Origin of the sequence: Paenibacillus sp. B-A-8 (assembly GCF_048572915.1) — a bacterium.
Lineage (GTDB): Bacteria > Bacillota > Bacilli > Paenibacillales > Paenibacillaceae > Paenibacillus_AQ.
The window spans coordinates 6,620,334-6,640,203 of the sequence record NZ_CP183882.1 but is presented as its reverse complement, the minus strand read 5'-3'; the positions used below and the strand labels follow the sequence as shown (position 1 = coordinate 6,640,203).

Below are 19,870 nucleotides of genomic sequence, written 5' to 3'. Positions count from 1 at the left end.
AGTTGTTAAGTTTACGCATTCCTTTAATATGTACGCTATCGTATATAATGGTACAATCTAATATGCTATATCTATTGGAGTGTCAAATGAAAGGAGGAATTGTCGCTTATTAGCGCTGAGCATGCCCATTCGATTGTTCTCCGCGAGATGCGGGTAAAATAGTATTGTAATACTTAAGGTAAGGGAGGTTGTTAGCTATAGCTATTCAGGAAGGCACCATTATTTCATTTGAAGAGGTTACCAAGCAATATGACGACGAAGATCCGGTGTTGAAAGGAGTTAGCTTCGAGATAGAGCGAGGCAAATTCTATACACTACTTGGTCCATCAGGCTGTGGTAAAACGACTATTCTACGATTGATTGCTGGGTTCGCAGAGCCAACAAGCGGTTCAATCTATTTAAACGGTAAAGTGATTAACCACATTCCAGCCAATGAGCGGCAGGTCAATACGGTCTTTCAGGATTACGCATTATTTCCACACCTGAACGTATTCGAGAATGTGGCTTTCGGACTGCGCATTAAGAAGCTTAAGAAAGACGTCATCGCGAAGAAGGTGCAGGAAGCACTAAGTTTCGTTAACCTTGTGGGCTACGAGCAGCGTGCCATTAACGAAATGTCTGGTGGTCAACGGCAGCGCGTGGCCATTGCCCGTGCGATTGTGAATGAGCCGCAGGTTCTATTGCTGGACGAGCCTCTATCTGCGCTCGATCTGAAGCTGCGTACAGAGATGCAGTACATACTGCGTGAAATGCAGCAACGGCTAGGCATTACCTTTATTTTCGTTACCCATGACCAGGAAGAGGCACTTGCGATGTCCGACTGGATTTTTGTCATGAACAAAGGGAAAATCGAGCAAAGCGGTACGCCTAACGATATCTATGATGAGCCGATCAACCGTTTTGTGGCTGATTTTATTGGCGAGTCCAACATTGTGCCGGGGGTTATGATTGAAGACTATCTGGTGGAGTTTAACGGTCGGCGCTTTGAATGTTTCGATGCCGGGCTTAAACCAAACGAAGCTGTGGAAATAGTTATTCGTCCCGAAGATTTGGAGATTTCAACACTGGAGCAGGGTAAACTACGTGTGCGAGTGGATTCCCAGTTGTTCCGGGGCGTGCACTATGAAATCAGCTGTTATGATGAATCCGGACATGAATGGCTTGTGCATTCTACACGTAAGGCGACTGTAGGCAGTGAAATTGGCCTTTATTTTGACCCTGAAGCGATTCATGTTATGCGTTTCGGTGAAACGGAGGAAGAATTCGACAAACGTCTGGAAGCTTACGCCGAGGTGGAGAGTCATGAAGAATAAGGGCAGATCGTATTATCTCATCCCTTATTACCTGTGGATCGCCTTGTTTGTAATCGCACCGGTGCTACTTGTCATCTATTATTCTCTATTTGATCTGGACGGGCATCTTACGCTAGATAACTACGTGAACTTTTTTACACCTGTGTATTTAAAAATGACGCTGACCTCATTCTGGTACGCGTTTCTAATTACAGCATTCTCTTTGCTGGTCGCCTATCCGGCGGCTTATCTGTTGACGAGAACGAAGCATAAGCAGCTATGGTTACTGCTGATTATTTTACCGACATGGATTAATTTGCTGCTGAAAACTTACGCTTTTATCGGCATATTCGGTACGTTCGGGCCGATTAACAATTTCTTTGATCTGCTGGGAATCGGAGAACAGCAAATTTTGTTTACGGGCTTTAGCTTTGTATTTGTATCCGTGTATATCTTTATCCCATTCATGATCCTGCCGATCTACAGTGCTTTGGAGGATCTCAATTTATCCTTGCTGGATGCGGCACGTGATTTGGGTGCTTCGGGCTGGACAACGTTCCGGCGCGTTATTTTTCCATTGACCATTTCGGGTGTACGTTCCGGATGTATGGCGGTATTCATACCAGCGCTGTCCCTGTTTATGATTACTCGTCTGATTGCAGGCAACAGGGTCATTACACTCGGTACTGCGATTGAGCAGCATTTTCTGGTCACACAGGACTGGGGCATGGGCTCCACGGTTGCAGTATTTCTGATTGCTATTATGGCGCTGTTCATGATTATTACAGGCGGATCGCGGAGAGGGGTGCGGAATGAGAAATAAAAACGGGTTCTCCAATCTGTACCTAGTGCTAGTGTTCGCTGTTCTGTATGCGCCAATCTTTTATTTGATGTACTATTCGTTCAACAGCGGGGGAACGATGCATAAATTCGAGGGCTTTACGCTGGATTATTATCGTGAGGTTCTTCAGGATACACGTTTGATTATTATCATGATCAACACGCTTGTAATCGCGCTTCTGTCCTCGGCTATCGCCACGCTTATCGCTATTATTGGTGCACTGGCCATTAAGAGTGTACAGAACCGCCGTGCTAAAAACACCTTGTTATCTCTGAACAACGTACTGATCGTTAGTCCGGATGTCATTATCGGTGCATCGTTCCTGATCCTGTTCACCATTGCTGGCATCAAGCTTGGCTTCGTGTCCGTCCTGCTCTCGCATGTCGCGTTCAGTGTGCCGATTGCCGTGTTGATGATTCTGCCGCATTTACAGGATATGAGTCCTTCATTGACGGATGCAGCGCGTGACCTTGGGGCAAGCCGCAAGGATGTTCTGACTAAGGTGATTCTGCCGATTATCAAACCGGGGATCTTTAGTGGATTCTTCATGGCGCTTACGTATTCACTAGATGACTTTGCAGTTACGTTCTTCGTAACGGGTAACGGTTATTCGACGCTATCTGTTGAGATTTATTCCAGAGCTCGGCAAGGGGTATCGTTATCCATTAATGCTTTGTCGACGCTGATCTTCCTGTTCACGATACTACTTGTTGTCGGTTATTACTTCTTGACTCTTAAGAAGAACCGTCAGAATACCTCGGAAGCTGTGGCGGAGCCGGTAGCGGAAGCGGGGGTGCCTAGATGAAACAGCTGGTAAATGCTTTTCTGGCGATCGTGATCACGGCATTTGCGCTAATGTACTTGGGCTCCTGGATGAACTCGAGAGAGGGCTATTCCGGAGGAAATACGCTGACTATCTATAACTGGGGCGACTATGTCGATCCTGATCTGTTGAAGGAATTTGAAAAAGAGACTGGATTAACGGTCATTTACCAAACCTTTGACTCTAATGAGGCCATGCTAACGAAAGTGGAGCAGGGTGGAACTACTTTTGATGTCGTAATTCCTTCTGATTACGCCATTGCTAAGATGAAAGAAGAAAATCTGCTCATACCGCTAGATCATAACAAGATTCCGAATCTAAAGAATATTGATTCACGTTTTATGGACCTTTCTTTCGATCCTGGCAACAAGTATTCCGTACCTTATTTCTGGGGAACGGTCGGGATTATCTTCAACCCGGACATGACCCAAGGGATGGACTTCACCAGCTGGGATTCTCTCTGGGACAGCAGACTGAAGAACAATATTTTCTTGGTCGATGGAGCGCGTGAAGTGATGGGGATGGCTTTGAACAGCTTGCACTATTCCGTAAATGACCGGGATGAAGGGCATCTTCAAGAGGCGCTGACCAAGCTGAATAAACTGTCCCCTAACGTAAAAGCAATTGTCGGAGATGAAATCAAAATGCTGCTTGCAAATGAAGAAGCAGCGGTCGGGATTGTGTGGTCCGGTGATGCTTCTGAGATCATGGACGAGAATGATAAGCTGGATTATGTAGTGCCTGAGGAAGGCTCGAACAAGTGGTTTGATAACATGGTCATTCCACGAACTGCGGATAATGTGGATGGAGCGCATAAGTTCATTAACTTTATGCTTCGCCCAGATGTTGCGGCTAAGAATGCAGAATACGTAGGTTATTCCACACCTAACATTCCTGCGCTGGAGCTACTGCCGAAGGAAACCTCCGAGGATACCCGGTTCTACCCGCCTGCCGAGATTACGGATCGGCTTGAGGTGTATGATAACCTTGGGAAACGGATGCTTGCTCATTATAATGAGCTCTTCCTGAAGTTTAAGATGAATAAGAAGTAAGTCGTTTGGAGGTAAAGTCAAACGACTCCAAGAGCGTCTACATGCGGATTCCCGTGTTAGACGCTCTTTTTTTGAAGCTTAAGAAGGATAAGTTTCACGCTATATATTATCCTTATATTTTTCGCAGAAACAATCAACGTCCTGAAAGAATGCCGAGGGCAAGGCGCTCCTTCTTGGCCGGAAGAATATTGTAGTATAATGGCTAGGATGGATAACAGGAAAAGAGGGTACGAATGCCTACTATACTAGTTGCTGACGACGATGCGAACATTCGCGAACTTGTCTGTTTATTTCTACGTAACGACGGATTCGATACAGCTGAAGCTGCAGACGGCAAGGAAGCGCTAGCCGTTTATGGCTCTAAGCATATTGATCTTGTTGTACTCGATATTATGATGCCGATTATGGATGGTTGGACGCTCTGCAAGGAGCTCCGAAGAGCCGATCCTGATCTTCCCTTACTTATGCTCACTGCGAGGGGGGAGACCTGGGAAAAGGTGAAGGGCTTCGAACTGGGGACAGACGATTATTTGACGAAGCCATTCGATCCACTGGAGTTGACGGTTCGTGTTAGATCCTTACTGAAGCGATACAAGATTGGTTCCACACAGACGATCCAGTTCGGCGATGTCATCCTTGATCGGCAGACCTATAAGGTGATGAGAGGAACTGAGTCACTGACGTTGCCACTCAAGGAGTTCGAATTGTTGTATAAGCTCGCTGGAACGCCCGGGCAAGTCTATACGCGCGAGCAGTTAATTGATCAGATTTGGGGGATTGATTACGCTGGGGATGATCGAACGATAGACGTACATATTAAACGGCTGCGCGAACGGTTTGCGACTACACCTGATTTTCGAATCGAGACCGTGCGGGGACTTGGGTATCGGCTTGAGGTTTACGAATGATCAAATCGTTATATACACGTGTTGTTCTGACCTTTCTGGTCTCCGTGATCGGAGGCACATTGATTTCTCTATTTGTGACAACCTGGGTATTTCAAGATAAATTAAACGAAAACCTGCGAATTCCCTTACTTCGCTTTGGTCAGGACATCGCCCGGATATACGAAACCTTACCATCACGTGAAGCGGATGCTCTTATAAGTGGAATGAAGCAGCTTGATTCCTACCATATTCGAATTTACGATGAGAACGGCCAGTTCCAGTCTTACGGAGTGCTTAATGGAGAGAGCCCTGTTACCGTGACTAGGGAGCAACTAAAGAAAGTATTGGGTGGTGAAGCTGTTCAAGTTAAACCGAGTATAGGTTCTTCCAACCTCTTAGGACTACCTTTGAAAACTGAAATGGGAACGAAGGCGATGTTTGTGGAGCCGCTTGTGCCTCCTACTTTGTCTTCTACGAGGAATCTGCTATTTAATTTTTTGGCGTATTCATTAATAACGGGAAGCGTATTGATATTGGTCGCTTCTATGTTCTTAGTGAGACCGATCAAAAGGCTTACAAAGGCAACTAGGCGTATAGCAACTGGGGATTTCAATGTCGAATTAAATATTAAGCAGATGGGTGAGCTAGGTACCTTGGCTAATAGCTTCGAGGAAATGATGCACGATCTGCAGCATCTTGAGCAAATGCGCAGGGAGTTCGTAACGAATGTGTCGCATGAGGTTCAGTCTCCGCTTACCTCGATATCTGGTTATGCTATTGCGCTCAAGAAAGTAGCACTCACAGAGGATGAACGAAATCGTTATCTCGACATTATAATTGCCGAAGCGGAGCGGATGTCCAAGATGAGCGATAGTCTGTTAAAGCTGAGTCTGCTTGAATCGCAATCGCAACAACTGCGGCTTATCACGTTCAGTCTTGATGAACAGATCAGACGGGTAATTGTGGCGATACAGCCTCAATGGTCGGCACGCAACATTAGCTTTGAACTTGATTTGAAACCGGTAATTGTATGGGCTGACCATGACCTGTTAAGTCAGGTGTGGACGAATCTCCTTGGCAATAGCATCAAATTCTCCAAAGATGACAGTGTGATAACCGTCAGTATCACCCAAGAGTTAAACAACGTGACCGTCCGAATATCCGACACTGGTATTGGCATTTCTCCTGAGGACCAAGAGCGCATATTTGAACGATTCTTCAAGGCAGATCGTTCCCATAGTCGCAAGTATGGCGGTAGCGGTATGGGACTGGCGATTGTCAAACAGATCGTCTCGCTTCATCAAGGTGACATTCGAGTGGAAAGCGAACCTGGAAACGGAACGACTTTCATCGTGACTTTACCTATCACAACACCGACAGCTTAAATTTGATTGCAAGGGCTATTCTTCATGCTCCGGCGTTACATGCAAACCTCCTTGCATGTGATGCCGGAGTTTTTTTCACCTGTTCATATTCCGTTCATGTTGTCGTCATTAGGAGTACATCTTCTTTGGTTAAGCTCTCATTAGCGCAAACGTTAGGGCGACTTTAGAAACAGATTAGAACAGGAGAAGATGAGGGTGACACAAACAGAGGTAATAAAAACGGGGAACGGAAAGAAGAAGCATAAAGTACGTAACCTGCTGCTAAAAATATTAGGAGCAATAGTGATTTTGATCGTGCTTTTTCTAGCCGTTGTTTATACAGTTAATGTGATTAGCAACAAAACAGATCAGAAAAAAATACATCAATATGGTCAATTAGTTCCTGTTGACGGAAAAAGTATGAATGTTTTGATCCAAGGACAAGGGGAGCAGACTATTGTGCTTATCCCGGGCTTTGGGACTGGAGCGCCAGCACTTGATTTTAAGCCGTTGATTGATGAGTTATCACCATTTTACAAAGTAGTGGCGGTTGAACCGTTTGGGTATGGACTCAGCGATGAAACTAAAAAAGAACGAACCACAGAGAATATCGTAAGTGAAGTTCATGAAGCCGTACAGAATCTAAACATTGACCAATATATTCTAATGGGTCACTCCATTGGAGGTATTTACGGATTGGAATATGCGAAGAAATATCCAAACGAAGTGAGTGCATTTGTAGGGGTTGATAGTAGTGTTCCTGAACAAGGCGGTATGGATGTTAAATTCCCGATAAAAAAATTAAAGCTGCTCAAAGACTTAGGTATCATTAGATTGGGATTGCAATTAAGCGGTGACCCTTATGATGGACTTCCATTTGATGATGAGACCAAAAAACAAATGAAATTGATATCGCTCAAAAATATGAATAATTCCACTACCTTAAATGAAATGGAACATATATATCCTAACTTTGTCGCAGCCAGAGGGTTGAAATTCGACAAGAATCTTCCCATTATATTCTTTATACAAGCGAATAATACAACCGTGAAAGATTGGATTCCTCTGCATGAAGGGCAAGTTAAGGAATCTGTGCATGGAAAAGTGATGACATTCGAAGGCGGACATTATTTACACCATTCCAGATCTAAGGAAATCGTTGAGAACCTAAATTTGTTCATGGAAGAAGTCAAATAAAATAAGAAAACGCTCCGTCCTAAGGGGAGAATCGGGGCGTTTTTGCGTTATGGGTAGAGATTATTTGATGCCGATTCTCATTCGGTAGCTGATCAGAACCTCTAAGGTGCGTCCTTGGAAATGATCTTCGACGGCAGCGCTGAAATCAGCAATGTCTTGATCGAGTAAGGCAGCGTCTTGCTTCAGCACGGTTCGTATTCCACCTTGGCTTAGAGCGAGTCCTACATAGCGCTCTGAATCGCAGGACTCTAGATTATGAAATACGATTTCTCTAGCAAAAGAGAATGCGCCACTAGCCTGAATCTGTGACAAATGCCCTTCTTTGTCCCATTTGTAAGCTCTCTCTGCATCAGGTAAGAGTGAGGCGAGCAGTTCCTCTGATTTGGAGATTAGTTGGTTGTAACGTTCTTCTACTTTCTGATGAAGGGGGAGAGGCCAGTCGCAATCGTAGGCTGCGAAGACGCCACCCGTTCTTAAGACCCGGGATATTTCTCGAAGTGTACTTTGAGGATCCATCCAGTGGAATGACTGTGAGCAGGTCACAATGTCTACGCTGTCCGCTGCAAGTGGAAGCTGGTTAGAATAACCTTGTACAAATGTGATGGATTGGGGATCTTCTATTTGGCTTAATTTATCGATTGCTTTTCCTAGCATATCTCGATTTGGTTCAATGCCGATGATGTTGTCCGCGACACCCTTCCACAGAAAAGTAGATAAGCCCGTACCACAGCCTATATCTGCGATGAGTGAAGGTGAGGTGCCTAAGTAATCGGTCAGCAGTTTGATAATCATGGCAGGAGCTTCGGGGCGGTAGCGGTCATAGTCATCTTGAAAGCCTAGGAATCGGTCGATATTCTGCTTGCTATTGTTTTCAGGTATCATGTGATCCTCCTTCATAGAACCTATTTATAGGTCTATTGTATAGCCATTGCTCCAACATGCCAAATAATGGTCACCAGGCAATCGCAGATAATGCTACTTAGAATAAACAAAATCCCCGGAGGACACCTTATGGGTGTAATCGGGGATCTAGGTAATATTTAATTTTATAGTACGCTAAGAACGTCTAGTACATGCTACCGAAGTAATGCAGGATCGATCGCAGGGACAAGTCCTTCTGCTGCAGCGCGATTTAGTAAGGCGGAAATTGCAGCGTAACCGTCATCGCCTAGGTTCATCGAGAAGTCGTTCACATAGAGATCAATATGAGATTTGGCCACTTCTGGAGCCAGCTCTTGAGCATGACTAAGCACATAGTCTCTAGAATCGGTAGGATGATCCCACGCATATTGAAGAGAGCTGCGAATCCAGCCAGTAATGGCATCGGCATCCAGATCGCGGCGAGCAATGATCGCACCCAGTGGAATTGGCAATCCGGTATCGCTTTCCCACCAGCTGCCAAGGTCAGTCAGCATATTAAGACCATAAGACGCGTAAGTAAAGCGGGCTTCGTGAATCACCAGCCCGGCATCGATATGTCCATCGCGAACGGCAGGCATGATCTCATCGAAAGGCATGACAATGATTTCGCCAATGCCTCCCGTCACATGCTGTGCTGCCCATAATCTGAAGAGTAAATATGCTGTAGAGCGTTCGCTAGGCACTGCAATCCGGCGCCCGGCCAGCTTCTCGGGACGTTTGATCGCTGTTGGGCCACTTGCTGTAAGAAGCAGCGGGCCGCAACCACGACCCAGTGCACCGCCGCATGGCAGCAGTTTGTAGCGATCAAGAACCCAAGGTAGAGCGGCATAGGAGATTTTAAGGACCTCAGGTCCTTCTCCGTTAGCAGCGAGTGTGTTAGTAATATCAATGTCGGCATAGGTTACATTAAGTTGTGGTGCATCCGGGACAAGCCCGTGTGCCCAGGCATGAAATACAAAGGTATCGTTAGGGCAAGGGGAAAAAGCGATATTAAGCTCAGTTGTCATTACAGCACCTCCAGTAGTATAGCGGCTGCCGCCGTTAATGCTTCCATTGCATCGCCGATCTTCCAAGCAGCCCGGTCGCGGGGACCGACCGGGTTCGAAATAGCGCGGAGCTCCAGTACCGGGAGCCCCAGCGCCTCAGCGGCCACGGCAACTCCGTGGCCTTCCATCGCCTCCGCGACGGCACCGGGATGCCGCGCGATGAGAGCGGCGGCCGTCTCCGCGGTGCCGGTCGCCGTTGAGACCGTAAGCACGGTCCCCGTGCTTACGGTCAGTCCGGCCGCTGTCAGCGCGGCCGAAACCGCCTGCACCGTGCCGCGGTCAGCCGGCACGGACACGCTGCCGAAGCCGAGCTCGGCAGCGCTGCGGAAGCCCTCCGGCGTCTCGGCCCCGAGGTCGGCGGCAATCATCTCGCTGGCAACGACCAGCGAGCCAAAAGGTGCCACCCCGGGGAACCCGCCGCCGATCCCAGCGCTGATTACGCAGCCGTAAGACCCGGCTGCGAGTGCCGCGGCGGTTCCCGCCGCCGCTGCTGCCGTACCTGCGCCGGCAGCAATCACATGGAACCTGTCGCTGCCTTGCAGGCCGCGCAGGACCGCGTCACGCTCTGCGGCTACGGCTGTTACGATCAGCACGCGCCGCGTTCCAGCTTGTTGCTCCACCATCAGGCTGCCTCCTTTAAGGGTTGTGAAATCGCTTCCTAAATAGTCATTCGTAAAGACAAGAATACGCCGTTTTAGGGGTCAGGTCAAACTTAGAGTGATTTTCATCACGTTCGTAAAAGATCGCAAATAAAACATAAGCAGTTCGTTAGGCCGCTTAGTTAATCTTTTTTAGCGGCGAGGTTGACAAAGATAGTGTGAAGAAGTATAGTTATCTTAACTTAAAGATATTTAATGTAAAGACATTTACATTGTATTGAACAACAAGGCTGTCCGAGTGGAGGTGGAAATGATGAGTAGTACCGAAGAGAACGTACGTAATGCAGAGAATACTACGGAGATGGATCAGGCGTCTTCTTTAAAGTTATTTGTTGTATTATCTAAGGCTTATAGAAGCTTGATGGATCAAGCTGTGAAGGATATGAAGAGTTATGGGCTGGCATCTGCCGAGTTCATGGTGCTTGAGGTGCTGTATCACCGGACCCGTATTCCACTGCAACAGATCGGGGAGAAAATTCTCGTTACGAGTGGAAGCATCACCTATAATATCGATAAGCTGGAGAAGAAAGGTCTGCTGAAACGTGTGCCGTGTAGCGAGGACAGACGCGTGACCTATGCGGAGATTACGGATGCAGGGCGTGAGCTGTTCGATCAGATTTTTCCGCGTCATGTGGCTTCGATTCATGATTTGATGCGTGGACTGGATAAGGATGAGAAGGGGCAGGCTATCGAATTACTGAAGAAGCTAGGCAAAGGTGTATAGGAGCGCTGAAATAGCGTAATTAAGGGCACATCTATAAGGTCGGAAGCAGTTCGCTGCTTCTTACCGCTGAAAGACAAAAATTTTTATCATATATCTTAATGTTAAGATAATTAAATCGAAGAAAATTGGAGTGGATTAACAATGATAAGTGTAGGAATATTATTGATGAGATTAGTGATCGGGATTGCATTCATAGGACATGGTGCACAAAAGTTATTTGGATGGTTTGGGGGATACGGCCCGAAGGGTACAGGTGGGTGGATGGAGTCCATCGGCATTAAACCGGGGGTTACTATGGCAGTACTGGCAGGAATAATGGAGCTGGCAGGCGGATTCATGTTCGCGGCTGGTCTTCTGACACCTGTTGCAGCAGTGTTGATTGTTGCAACTATGCTGGGGGCTATCATTAAGGTTCATGCTCCAAATGGCTTCTGGTCTACTTCGAACGGAATTGAGTTTCCGCTTACGGTACTGGTAGTTGCTGCAGGTATAGCACTTACAGGACCAGGTTCGATTTCTCTGGATGCATTGATTTTTAACTAAGAAGGGGGTTTATTATTATGACACTTCAAACTGCAGGAATCCATCATATTACCGCTTTTGTTGGAGATGCTCAGCGTAATGTTGACTTCTACGCAGGCATTCTGGGACTACGGCTTGTGAAGAAGACGATTAATTTTGACGCTCCGGAAGTCTATCATTTATATTTTGGAAATGAGGCAGGTGCTCCGGGAACGATTATTACTTTTTTCCCTTCACCTGTAGGGCGTAAAGGAAGAATCGGCAGTGGTCAGGTTGGTGTAACGACTTACGCGGTACCGGTGGGCTCTCTGGCATTCTGGGAACAGCGTCTTGCCGCATATCAAATTTCAGTTACCCTTAAAAATAGAATCTCGGAATCTTATCTATCCTTTGCTGATTATGACGGTTTGCGCATTGAACTGGTGGAACGTGAGGAAGGGCCGCTTAGTAAATGGTCTTTCGGTGGGGTTCCTACCGAGCATGCGATCAAAGGGTTTGGAGGCGCTGTACTCTATAGCAACGATCCGCTACAAACTGCAGAAACGCTTGTCCATACGATGGGAATGGAGCATATCGCTGATGGAGATGGATACAGTCGTTATAGAACTACTGGCAATTTGGGTAATATTATTGATCTAAAGACAACGCCGGTTCCGCAAGGAGCAGGAGGTACTGGTACCGTTCACCATATCGCTTGGCGTGCACAAGATGATGCTGAGCAGCTGGAATGGGCGCATCATGTACAGAGTCATGGACATCATCCGACACCGGTTCAAGACCGCCAATACTTTAATGCGATCTATTTCCGCGAAAGAGGTGGAATCCTCTTCGAGATTGCTACGGACCCTCCGGGCTTTGCCCGTGATGAAGCCGCAGATGCGCTGGGTGAGAAGCTGATGCTGCCATCTTGGTATGAACCGCATCGTGCAGTCATCGAAGAAAATTTAAGTCCTATTCAAATAAGAGAAATTGAGGTGAAGCAGGGATGATTCATGTATTCCATAAAGGTAAAGATGTAACGAAACCCACGCTTGTATTATTCCATGGTACTGGAGGCAATGAGCAAGACTTGTTGCCGCTCGCCGGGTTACTATCTCCCGAGTCATCAGTGTTGGGCATCAGAGGGAATGTACTGGAGAACGGAATGCCGAGGTTCTTCCGACGGCTGGCTGAAGGGGTATTCGATGAGGCAGATCTAATCTTCCGTACGCATGAGCTCAAGCAGTTTCTGGATGATGCCGCCGCACAGTACGGATTCGATGCTGACAATCTGGTAGCCGTGGGTTACTCTAACGGTGCGAACATTGCGGGTAGCTTGCTGTTTCATTATAAGGATATTTTCCGCGCTGCCATTCTACTGCATCCAATGGTGCCGCTCCGCAATATTACACTTCCTTCGTTGGAAGGCGTGTCTATCTTCATTGGAGCAGGCACGAATGATCCACTCATTGCTTCTTCGGAGACTGAGGATTTGGAGATTATTTTGCAGAAGGCAGGCGCAGAGGTTACAACACATTGGGGTAATCAAGGTCATCGTCTGAGTGTTGCTGAGGCTGAAGCCGCCAGAGATTGGTTGCAGATGCGCAGCACATCCACAAATGCATAAAACGATCAGAATAACCGCCGAATGGCGGTTATTCTTGTTATACAGCCACCTATAACCCTTCATAAAAGGATTGATCAATTCACTTCCTTTACGTTAGTATGAGGAATACAAAAAAGGCCCAAGGGTTGCTGTAGAAAGGTTGAAATAAGAATCATGATTGGAATTCAAAAGGGTAATAAGCTTACCGCTGATGGACCGTCACGGAAGCAGAGACTGCAGCTCGCTGTGATTCTTGGCTCCATTACAACGATCGGCCCGCTGTCGATTGATATGTATTTGCCGGCACTGCCTACGCTTGTCGCGGATTTCGGTACGACTGCTGCTTTAGTGCAGCTTAGTCTGACCTTTTTTTTGTTGGGACTAGCTTCGGGTCAGTTGGTAGCCGGACCGCTGAGTGATGTATATGGCCGCCGCCGTCCGCTGCTTATAGGGATGTTCATTTATGCCGTTTCCTCAGTATTATGTGCCTTTAGTCCTTCGATCGGACTGCTGATCGGTTTGCGGTTTATTCAAGGTCTTGCTGGCTCAGTAGGTGTGGTTGTCTCCAGAGCGGCTGTTCGTGATTTATATAGTGGCTCTGAGCTCACGAAGTTCTTCTCGCTATTGATGATTGTGAATGGTCTCGGACCGATATTAGCTCCGGTTATTGGGGGGCAGCTGTTAAGAGTGACCACATGGCAAGGGATATTCCTCGTATTATTTGCTGCCGGAATTATTTTTTGTTTAACGATTTTATTGCGATTGCCGGAGACACTGCCGAAGGAGCGACGCTCTAAGAGCGGACTGAAGGGTACGCTGCTTACTTTCCGAGTATTGCTGGGCAACCGTAAGTTTATGGGTTATGCCTTGTCTCAAGGTTTTGTAACGGCATCTATGTTCGCTTATATTTCAGGTTCTTCTTTTGTATTGCAAAATATTTTTGCGGTTACTCCGCAGGTATATAGTCTGATTTTTGCTATGAATGGTCTCGGGATTATTATTACGGGTCAAATTGCCGGCAGACTTGCTGGTAAGGTAAGTGAGACTAAGCTGCTGCTTAGTGGACTATTGCTCTGTACGATGGGAGGTATCTTGCTGCTGCTGACGATTCTAGTAGGAGGAGGATTAATCCCAATTCTGATCTGTCTATTTGCAGTTGTCTCCAGTGTGGGGATTGTCGGAGCGACCAGCTTCTCATTGGCGATGCAAGATCAAGGCGAAACTGCAGGCAGTGCCTCGGCGTTAATCGGTTTAATTCCTCTACTGTTAGGTAGTTGTGTAGCGCCACTTGTTGGTCTTGGGGGAGTTGAGTCAGCACTTCCTATGGCAATAGTGATAGCATGCACTGGAGTTCTCTCCATTTTGTCGTATCTGCTGCTTGTTAGACGGGGAAAAGCCAGCGCCTAGCAGTCTATCATTGTAACCTAGCAAGTAGTACTTTCAGCAAACTTTCAGCGGGTCTTAACGTTCCTTATCTGCAAAAGGATTATATTGGAGGTAAGGAAGGGAGGGATGACCATGAGTATATCAGCAGTTTCAGGTTCCACATCGTATACCACCTCGACATCAAGTATTACAGATACCAGTGCGCTTGAGAAACAAAAAGCGAAGCTGGAAGCTGAACTAGACAAGATTGATGCCAGCTCAGACGATGAAAAGACCAAAGAAACGAAGACGAAGCAAATTGAGCAACAGATCAAAACCATCGAGGCACAAATTTCACAAAAGTCTCAGAGTAGCGCCTCCACCGCAGGTAGTGGAGTAGAGGCACCTGTCAAACCAGCGAACAATGCGCTTGCTGCAGCAAGTCCACAAGAGATCGCTACCGCAACAACGGATAGTAAAGGCAGATTTGATATTCGAGTGTAAACGCTAGTTAGACCTGTGTTACATAACAGAGAGGGCATCCTTTGCCGTGAGGGATGTCCTTTTTGTTATGTATTTTTATGTGCAAACTACAGTTTCAATGCCCTTTAGCGGTATAGAATTCCAATAACAATCTTTAACTATTGCAGGGATTGGGGCTGTACTGGGAGTCTAATTGAATAGGTGTTGATTATCATGGGTTTTTTATTCCAATAATTGTTATAATGAAATGGTTGAAAATTTGTCTAGCACAACGTGTGTCAGCGGTAAAGGCAGGTGGCCTCATGCATTCAAAACAACAGACATTAGAAAGATTTAAAATTGTAAGGCTGTTCTTATCCATATACCGGATACGGGCGGTGAGAGCTCTCTTTCCAGTGGCTATCATAGCGCTGGTGTATTGGGAGGGACAGCATGAGCTGAAGCAGGTCCATTTAGGACTTATCATGCGTGAATTAAGAAGAGTACCTACGTCCGCTGTCTTGCAAATGATCGGATTCGCACTTCTCGCAGTAGCTGTCATGAGTGCCTATGATTATTTGATTCGGGCACATTTCCGTTTAAAAGTAGGGCTCTGGGACACCTTCCGTTATGGCTGGATTGCTAATACGTTTAATAATTTGATTGGTTTTGCGGGTCTGGCTGGAGTAGGTTTACGGACGTTGATGTATAAAAAAAGCGGTGTGCCAACTTCCGTCCTAACGCCGGCAATCGTATTTCTTTCACCGCTAATGATAACCGGGTTATCTTTACTTTCTTGGGCAAATATCTTTGGCCTGCTGCCGGCAACGGCATTGCTCGAAGAGCATCATTGGTTAGTATTTGCGGTATGGGGTATGGCGCTTTATTTACCGTTTTTCGTGTTTGTACAGCGCTCGTCGCTTTATGCAAAGTGGATTAACCGGGGAAAGGGCAGAACGCCATGGCTTACAGTTGTTGCCTCTGTGGGTGCTTCCTTTCTAGAATGGAGTTTTGCCGGGGTAACCTTTTGGACAATCAGTAGCCATCTCTTGCACGATGTGCATTTTCCAGTCATATTCGGCATCTTTACAATAGCGGCTATTGCGGGCATCTTGAGTATGGCACCTGGCGGTATCGGTGCTTTTGACCTTATCGCATTGCTGGGTCTTACGCAGCTTGGATTCAAAAGTGATCAGGCTATGGCAGTGCTTGTCGTTTTTAGATTGTTCTATTATCTCATTCCGTGGTTGATCGGATTGGTGCTTGCTGCATTGGAGTTTGGTTTGCAAGGAAAAAAGGGACAAGATCGTTCAGCCCCCGGGTTTGAACCCTCTCTTAACATATGGCAAAAGATATGGGGTTGGCCAGGGCAGTATACTTTTCTGAGCGATCTTGGTGTGTGGGCTCTAGGCAAGCTTGTACTAGCTAGCGGGCTTATTCTCTTACTATCAACAGCTACACCTGGATTGTTGTATAGGCTGAAGATTACAGAGGAAATATTATCATTCCCGATCATGCAGCTTTCACATCATTTATCTGTACTTATTGGTTTTATGCTCATTTTGTTGTCGCGAGGCATTACATTAAGGGTCCGTAGCGCATACATTTGGACCAGTGCTCTACTATTTTCTGGGTCTATATTTGCGGTAGCTAAAGGCTTTGATTATGAAGAGGCGCTGTTTCTGCTTCTCGTTGCACTCATTCTGTGGATCTCCAGATCCCGGTTCTACCGGATTAGTGCTCCCGTTAGCAGACAGAGTACGATCTGGTGGCTTGCGCTTACTTCGGTAATTGCCCTAAGCTACTATCTATTGGGAAGCCATGTACATCGTGGCTTTCTGAAGCATCTCCCACCCGGTGTGCAGCCAGAGTGGCTGCAACGTCATAGTGATGTTGCATTTACGGCTGTAGGGGGACTAGCTTTCTCTTGGATCATTCTTACTTTACTGATCACTCTCAGACCTCACCGTAAGCCAGAGGAGCTATTCGGAAACTTTGATATGGCAAGGCTAGAACGTTTTCTAGGGGAGTTTCAAGGCAATACCTTAACTCATATGTTGTTTTTGGGTGATAAAAGCTTCTTCTGGGCGCAAGACGGCAAAGTGCTGCTCGCTTTCGCCAGAGTTAGGGATAAACTTGTCGTCCTTGGTGATCCACTGGGTAATAGAGGCCTCATTAATGAGGCGATCAGTGAATTTAGGCAAGCTGCGGATAAATACGGTCTGGTAGTAGTTTTTTATCAGGCTACACCTGAATTTTTATCGATCTATCATGAGCAGGGATATCACTTTTTCAAGCTGGGGGAAGAGGCGTTGGTAACGCTCGATACCTTCACGCTCAGTGGCAAGAAGAACAGTGATCTGCGTAGCGTATGCAACCGGTTTGAACGGGAAGGATATACCTTTGAAGTTGCAGAGGCACCGCACAATGAAGATCTATTTAAAGAGCTGAGATCCGTTTCAGATGAATGGCTGAATGGGCGTACCGAAAAAGGGTATTCGCTGGGCTGGTTTAACAAGCCCTATCTACAGCTGGCTCCGATCGCGCTGCTGCGGAATGCCAAAGGGACGATACTGGCATTTGCTTCTATTGCATATGGGTATGATCAGGGCATGACCCTATCGATTGATCTGATGCGCCATCGAAAGAATGTGCCGAACGGAACGATGGATTACTTATTTGTCCGTTTACTAGAATGGGCGAAATCTAAGGGATATCATCGATTTAATCTAGGTAATGCGCCTCTGTCCAGTGTAGGCGAGAATGCTGGGGCCTTGAAAGAGGAGAAGCTGGCTCATCTCGTATTTAAAAGAGGGGGGCATTGGTACGGCTTTGTCGGACTTCGCCGATACAAAGAAAAGTTCAGTCCGGAGTGGGAACCGCGTTACCTGGCTTATCCGGCTTCCATAGCGTTGCCGATCTTGACGCTGGATCTGGTGAGGTTAGTATCCCGCCATCCAAAGACGGAGGAATAGAGGGAGACGAGGGTGAAGTCTCTGTGTACATTGAAGCCACTAAAGAAGAGGAGGGCGTCTCAAAGTAGTTTTAGCTACCTGGGGACGGCCCTTTTTTGCGTTGAAGGTTATTTGAAGTTTCAAATGATGGTTTGAGTGAAGCACCAATTCAATAATTAGGGAATTTCTCCCTAAAATTCTAAGATTACTGGTCATTAGATTTATAATTAGGGAAAATATCCCTAATATTCATCTGATTTGGTGGAATTTCAAGCAATCACCCTAATTTTTAGGGAGGAATTCCCTAATTTCGTTAATTATAAGCGAATATCGAATATTATCAGGGAGCTTTTCCCTAATTAGTGGTTAAACCCACTCCGCTCACCGCAAAAACGCCCACCGCACATCCCCGCGGTCATTTTACGTCCCCGCAGCACATTTCCAACGCACATTCCTGCTCCATATCCTCATCATCGTCTGCCATCATCACCCAATCTGAAGAGGTTTAATGGCTAAGTGAGATCCTTACTTGGACTATTCCATAAAATAGATGAGGCTGCCCCGTAAGCAGCATTCACTACTTTCGAGAGCAGCCTCATCTATTTTGAGCAGCACAACCTTTATTTTTCGTCGACTTCTGCATCAGGCAGGGCCCAGACAGATACGCTGCCACCGTTGACCGGGAAGGTCGCCCAGCCCTCTTTTTCAATCGTTATAGTCGCCTTGTGATTATGAGTAAAGTCTACCCATACTTCACCGGCGCGTTGTTCCCCTACGAACATTCTTTTCTGACCGTTCTCACCGTTACTGATTACAACCGCGCATCCAGAGTGTTCAATCTCCTTCACACCGAGGCGGGTCCAACCAATCGTGTTCGGGTGATCGAAATAATCCTTCTGTTCACCGTAAGCCTTGTGGTAGCGGGTATATAGTAGTGGATCAATCGCCGCTTTTTTGCCTGCCACAGGTGTAGGTCCCTCGATCCCATAATAATCTCCATAAAAGACCACAGGATATCCATCGCGTCGCAGCAGGATAAGCGCATAAGCACTTTGCTTGAACCAATCATCTACCCACGATTCGAGAGCCTCATGGGGCTGAGAATCATGATTGTCCACGAACGTTACGGCATTGGTAGGATGGGTCTGCACTAGTGTGTCGTCTAGGATTTTGGTTAAATCAAAGTTTCTCCCCCCCAAGGAAGCTGAATGCAGCTTGTAGTGAAGGGAGACATCGAAGAGGTCGATCTTATAGTCGACGGTATTTAGAAATTGCCGGCAGGATTCTAAATCCGAATTCCAGAATTCACCCACGATATAGAAATCCTTCTCACATTTATTAAACATTTCGACCGCGAATTCTTTCACAAACTCATGATTGATATGCTTGATGGCATCTAAACGAAAGCCGCTGCAGTGGAGCGTGTCCACCAGCCATTTTCCCCATTGGATCATTTCTTTTTTGACTTCTGGATGACTGTAATCAATATTTGCGAACATTAGATAATCGTAGTTGCCGAACTCGTCGTCAACATTCTGGTTCCATGTTTTATTCTCGCCTACGATACGGAATACACCTGTTCGCCCCGATTTGGCGTCAAAGTCAGTGCCGTTAAAATGATTGTGATTCCATTTAAAGGAAGAGTGTTCATCACCGCGGCCGGGGAAGGTGAATTTAGTCCAGCCCTCTATCTCGAAAGGCTTGGAGATTTCTTTCATCCGGTCATTAGGGTCGACCTCGATCACCTGGAAGACTTCCTTTTCGTCCGCTCCTGCCTTGTGATTCATGACCAAATCAACGTACACGGAAATGCCATTTTTTTGACATTCCGATATGGCTTCAATTAGTGCTTGTTTCGTGCCATATTTGGTGCGTACCGTACCTTTTTGGTCATATTCACCCAGATCGTATAGATCATACACGCCATAGCCTGTATCGTCGGCGGAGACGGCCTTTGTCACAGGAGGTACCCAAACAGAATCAATGCCTACGGCTTTTAGTGCGGAAGCTGTTTCTTTCAGGCGATCCCAGTGTTTCCCATCCGCAGCAACATGCCATTCAAAAAATTGCATCATTGTATGGTTCCTCATTATTTCTTGCGCCTCCATATCCATAAAGCGAATTTTTTCTTCACTCTGATTAGATTTTCAGATAACTCTTATTAAACTTAAAAACA

General features: G+C 46.5%; 18 protein-coding genes. 14 read left to right on the top strand and 4 right to left on the bottom strand.

The genetic code is table 11. The features are described 5' to 3' along the window. The first annotated feature begins 203 nt into the window (after positions 1 to 203). The 7 genes from ACN6MV_RS29960 to ACN6MV_RS29930 all read left to right on the top strand — a co-directional run bounded on the left by ACN6MV_RS29960 (position 204) and on the right by ACN6MV_RS29930 (position 7,456). Positions 204 to 1,313 (top strand): ABC transporter ATP-binding protein, encoded by a 1,110-nt coding sequence (locus tag ACN6MV_RS29960; protein WP_042132553.1) that lies wholly within the window; start codon positions 204 to 206, stop codon positions 1,311 to 1,313. Further along, positions 1,303 to 2,115, top strand: coding sequence for an ABC transporter permease (locus ACN6MV_RS29955; RefSeq protein ID WP_076120198.1), 813 nt, complete (start codon positions 1,303 to 1,305; stop codon positions 2,113 to 2,115). The genes ACN6MV_RS29960 and ACN6MV_RS29955 overlap by 11 nt, the downstream gene beginning before the upstream one ends. Beyond that, positions 2,105 to 2,938 carry an ABC transporter permease gene (locus ACN6MV_RS29950; protein ID WP_042131492.1) on the top strand — a complete coding sequence of 278 codons (834 nt, stop codon included), beginning with the start codon at positions 2,105 to 2,107 and terminating at the stop codon, positions 2,936 to 2,938. The genes ACN6MV_RS29955 and ACN6MV_RS29950 overlap by 11 nt, the downstream gene beginning before the upstream one ends. Further along, positions 2,935 to 4,008, top strand: coding sequence for an ABC transporter substrate-binding protein (locus ACN6MV_RS29945; RefSeq protein ID WP_042131490.1), 1,074 nt, complete (start codon positions 2,935 to 2,937; stop codon positions 4,006 to 4,008). Before ACN6MV_RS29950 ends, ACN6MV_RS29945 begins: the two co-directional genes overlap by 4 nt. A gap of 233 nt (positions 4,009 to 4,241) precedes the next feature. Further along, positions 4,242 to 4,916, top strand: coding sequence for a response regulator transcription factor (locus ACN6MV_RS29940; RefSeq protein ID WP_076120199.1), 675 nt, complete (start codon positions 4,242 to 4,244; stop codon positions 4,914 to 4,916). Then, the gene (locus ACN6MV_RS29935; protein ID WP_076120200.1) at positions 4,913 to 6,280 is read left to right on the top strand and encodes a sensor histidine kinase; all 1,368 of its coding nucleotides are present in this window, start codon (positions 4,913 to 4,915) and stop codon (positions 6,278 to 6,280) included. The genes ACN6MV_RS29940 and ACN6MV_RS29935 overlap by 4 nt, the downstream gene beginning before the upstream one ends. Positions 6,281 to 6,475: 195 nt before the next feature. Continuing rightward, a complete protein-coding gene (locus ACN6MV_RS29930) occupies positions 6,476 to 7,456 on the top strand; it encodes an alpha/beta hydrolase (RefSeq protein ID WP_339288490.1) in 981 nt (326 codons plus the stop codon). Positions 7,457 to 7,516: 60 nt separating this feature from the next. Here the strand turns inward: ACN6MV_RS29930 and ACN6MV_RS29925 are convergent, their stop codons facing one another. The 3 genes from ACN6MV_RS29925 to ACN6MV_RS29915 form a co-directional block, all read right to left on the bottom strand. Beyond that, positions 7,517 to 8,338: a class I SAM-dependent methyltransferase gene (locus tag ACN6MV_RS29925; RefSeq protein ID WP_339288489.1), complete on the bottom strand. Its 822-nt coding sequence runs from the start codon at positions 8,336 to 8,338 to the stop codon at positions 7,517 to 7,519. Between the two features lie 194 nt (positions 8,339 to 8,532). Next, the gene (locus ACN6MV_RS29920) at positions 8,533 to 9,384 is read right to left on the bottom strand and encodes a 1,4-dihydroxy-6-naphthoate synthase (RefSeq protein WP_076120203.1); all 852 of its coding nucleotides are present in this window, start codon (positions 9,382 to 9,384) and stop codon (positions 8,533 to 8,535) included. Then, entirely contained in the window at positions 9,384 to 10,046 is a 663-nt protein-coding gene (locus ACN6MV_RS29915; RefSeq protein ID WP_339288487.1) for a futalosine hydrolase, read from the bottom strand. The genes ACN6MV_RS29920 and ACN6MV_RS29915 overlap by 1 nt, the downstream gene beginning before the upstream one ends. A gap of 289 nt (positions 10,047 to 10,335) precedes the next feature. Here ACN6MV_RS29915 and ACN6MV_RS29910 point away from each other — a divergent pair, with 289 nt between their 5' ends. The 7 genes from ACN6MV_RS29910 (at position 10,336) to mprF (ending at position 17,715) form a co-directional block, all read left to right on the top strand. Then, positions 10,336 to 10,806, top strand: coding sequence for a MarR family winged helix-turn-helix transcriptional regulator (locus ACN6MV_RS29910; RefSeq protein WP_269321975.1), 471 nt, complete (start codon positions 10,336 to 10,338; stop codon positions 10,804 to 10,806). Positions 10,807 to 10,947: 141 nt separating this feature from the next. Beyond that, on the top strand, positions 10,948 to 11,349 hold the full coding sequence (locus ACN6MV_RS29905) for a DoxX family protein (protein WP_076120206.1): 402 nt from the start codon (positions 10,948 to 10,950) through the stop codon (positions 11,347 to 11,349). A gap of 17 nt (positions 11,350 to 11,366) precedes the next feature. Continuing rightward, positions 11,367 to 12,317 (top strand): ring-cleaving dioxygenase, encoded by a 951-nt coding sequence (locus ACN6MV_RS29900; protein ID WP_339288485.1) that lies wholly within the window; start codon positions 11,367 to 11,369, stop codon positions 12,315 to 12,317. Beyond that, the gene (locus tag ACN6MV_RS29895) at positions 12,314 to 12,934 is read left to right on the top strand and encodes an alpha/beta hydrolase (protein ID WP_339288483.1); all 621 of its coding nucleotides are present in this window, start codon (positions 12,314 to 12,316) and stop codon (positions 12,932 to 12,934) included. The genes ACN6MV_RS29900 and ACN6MV_RS29895 overlap by 4 nt, the downstream gene beginning before the upstream one ends. A gap of 153 nt (positions 12,935 to 13,087) precedes the next feature. Continuing rightward, entirely contained in the window at positions 13,088 to 14,320 is a 1,233-nt protein-coding gene (locus tag ACN6MV_RS29890) for a multidrug effflux MFS transporter (RefSeq protein WP_076120209.1), read from the top strand. A gap of 111 nt (positions 14,321 to 14,431) precedes the next feature. Further along, entirely contained in the window at positions 14,432 to 14,782 is a 351-nt protein-coding gene (locus ACN6MV_RS29885) for a FlxA-like family protein (protein ID WP_076120210.1), read from the top strand. 281 nt (positions 14,783 to 15,063) lie between these two features. Beyond that, positions 15,064 to 17,715: a bifunctional lysylphosphatidylglycerol flippase/synthetase MprF gene (mprF, locus tag ACN6MV_RS29880; protein WP_419885413.1), complete on the top strand. Its 2,652-nt coding sequence runs from the start codon at positions 15,064 to 15,066 to the stop codon at positions 17,713 to 17,715. A gap of 599 nt (positions 17,716 to 18,314) precedes the next feature. On the opposite strand, the gene ACN6MV_RS29875 is transcribed toward mprF, so the two are convergent. Continuing rightward, a complete protein-coding gene (locus ACN6MV_RS29875; RefSeq protein ID WP_419886838.1) occupies positions 18,315 to 19,787 on the bottom strand; it encodes an alpha-amylase in 1,473 nt (490 codons plus the stop codon). Positions 19,788 to 19,870: the final 83 nt, after the last annotated feature.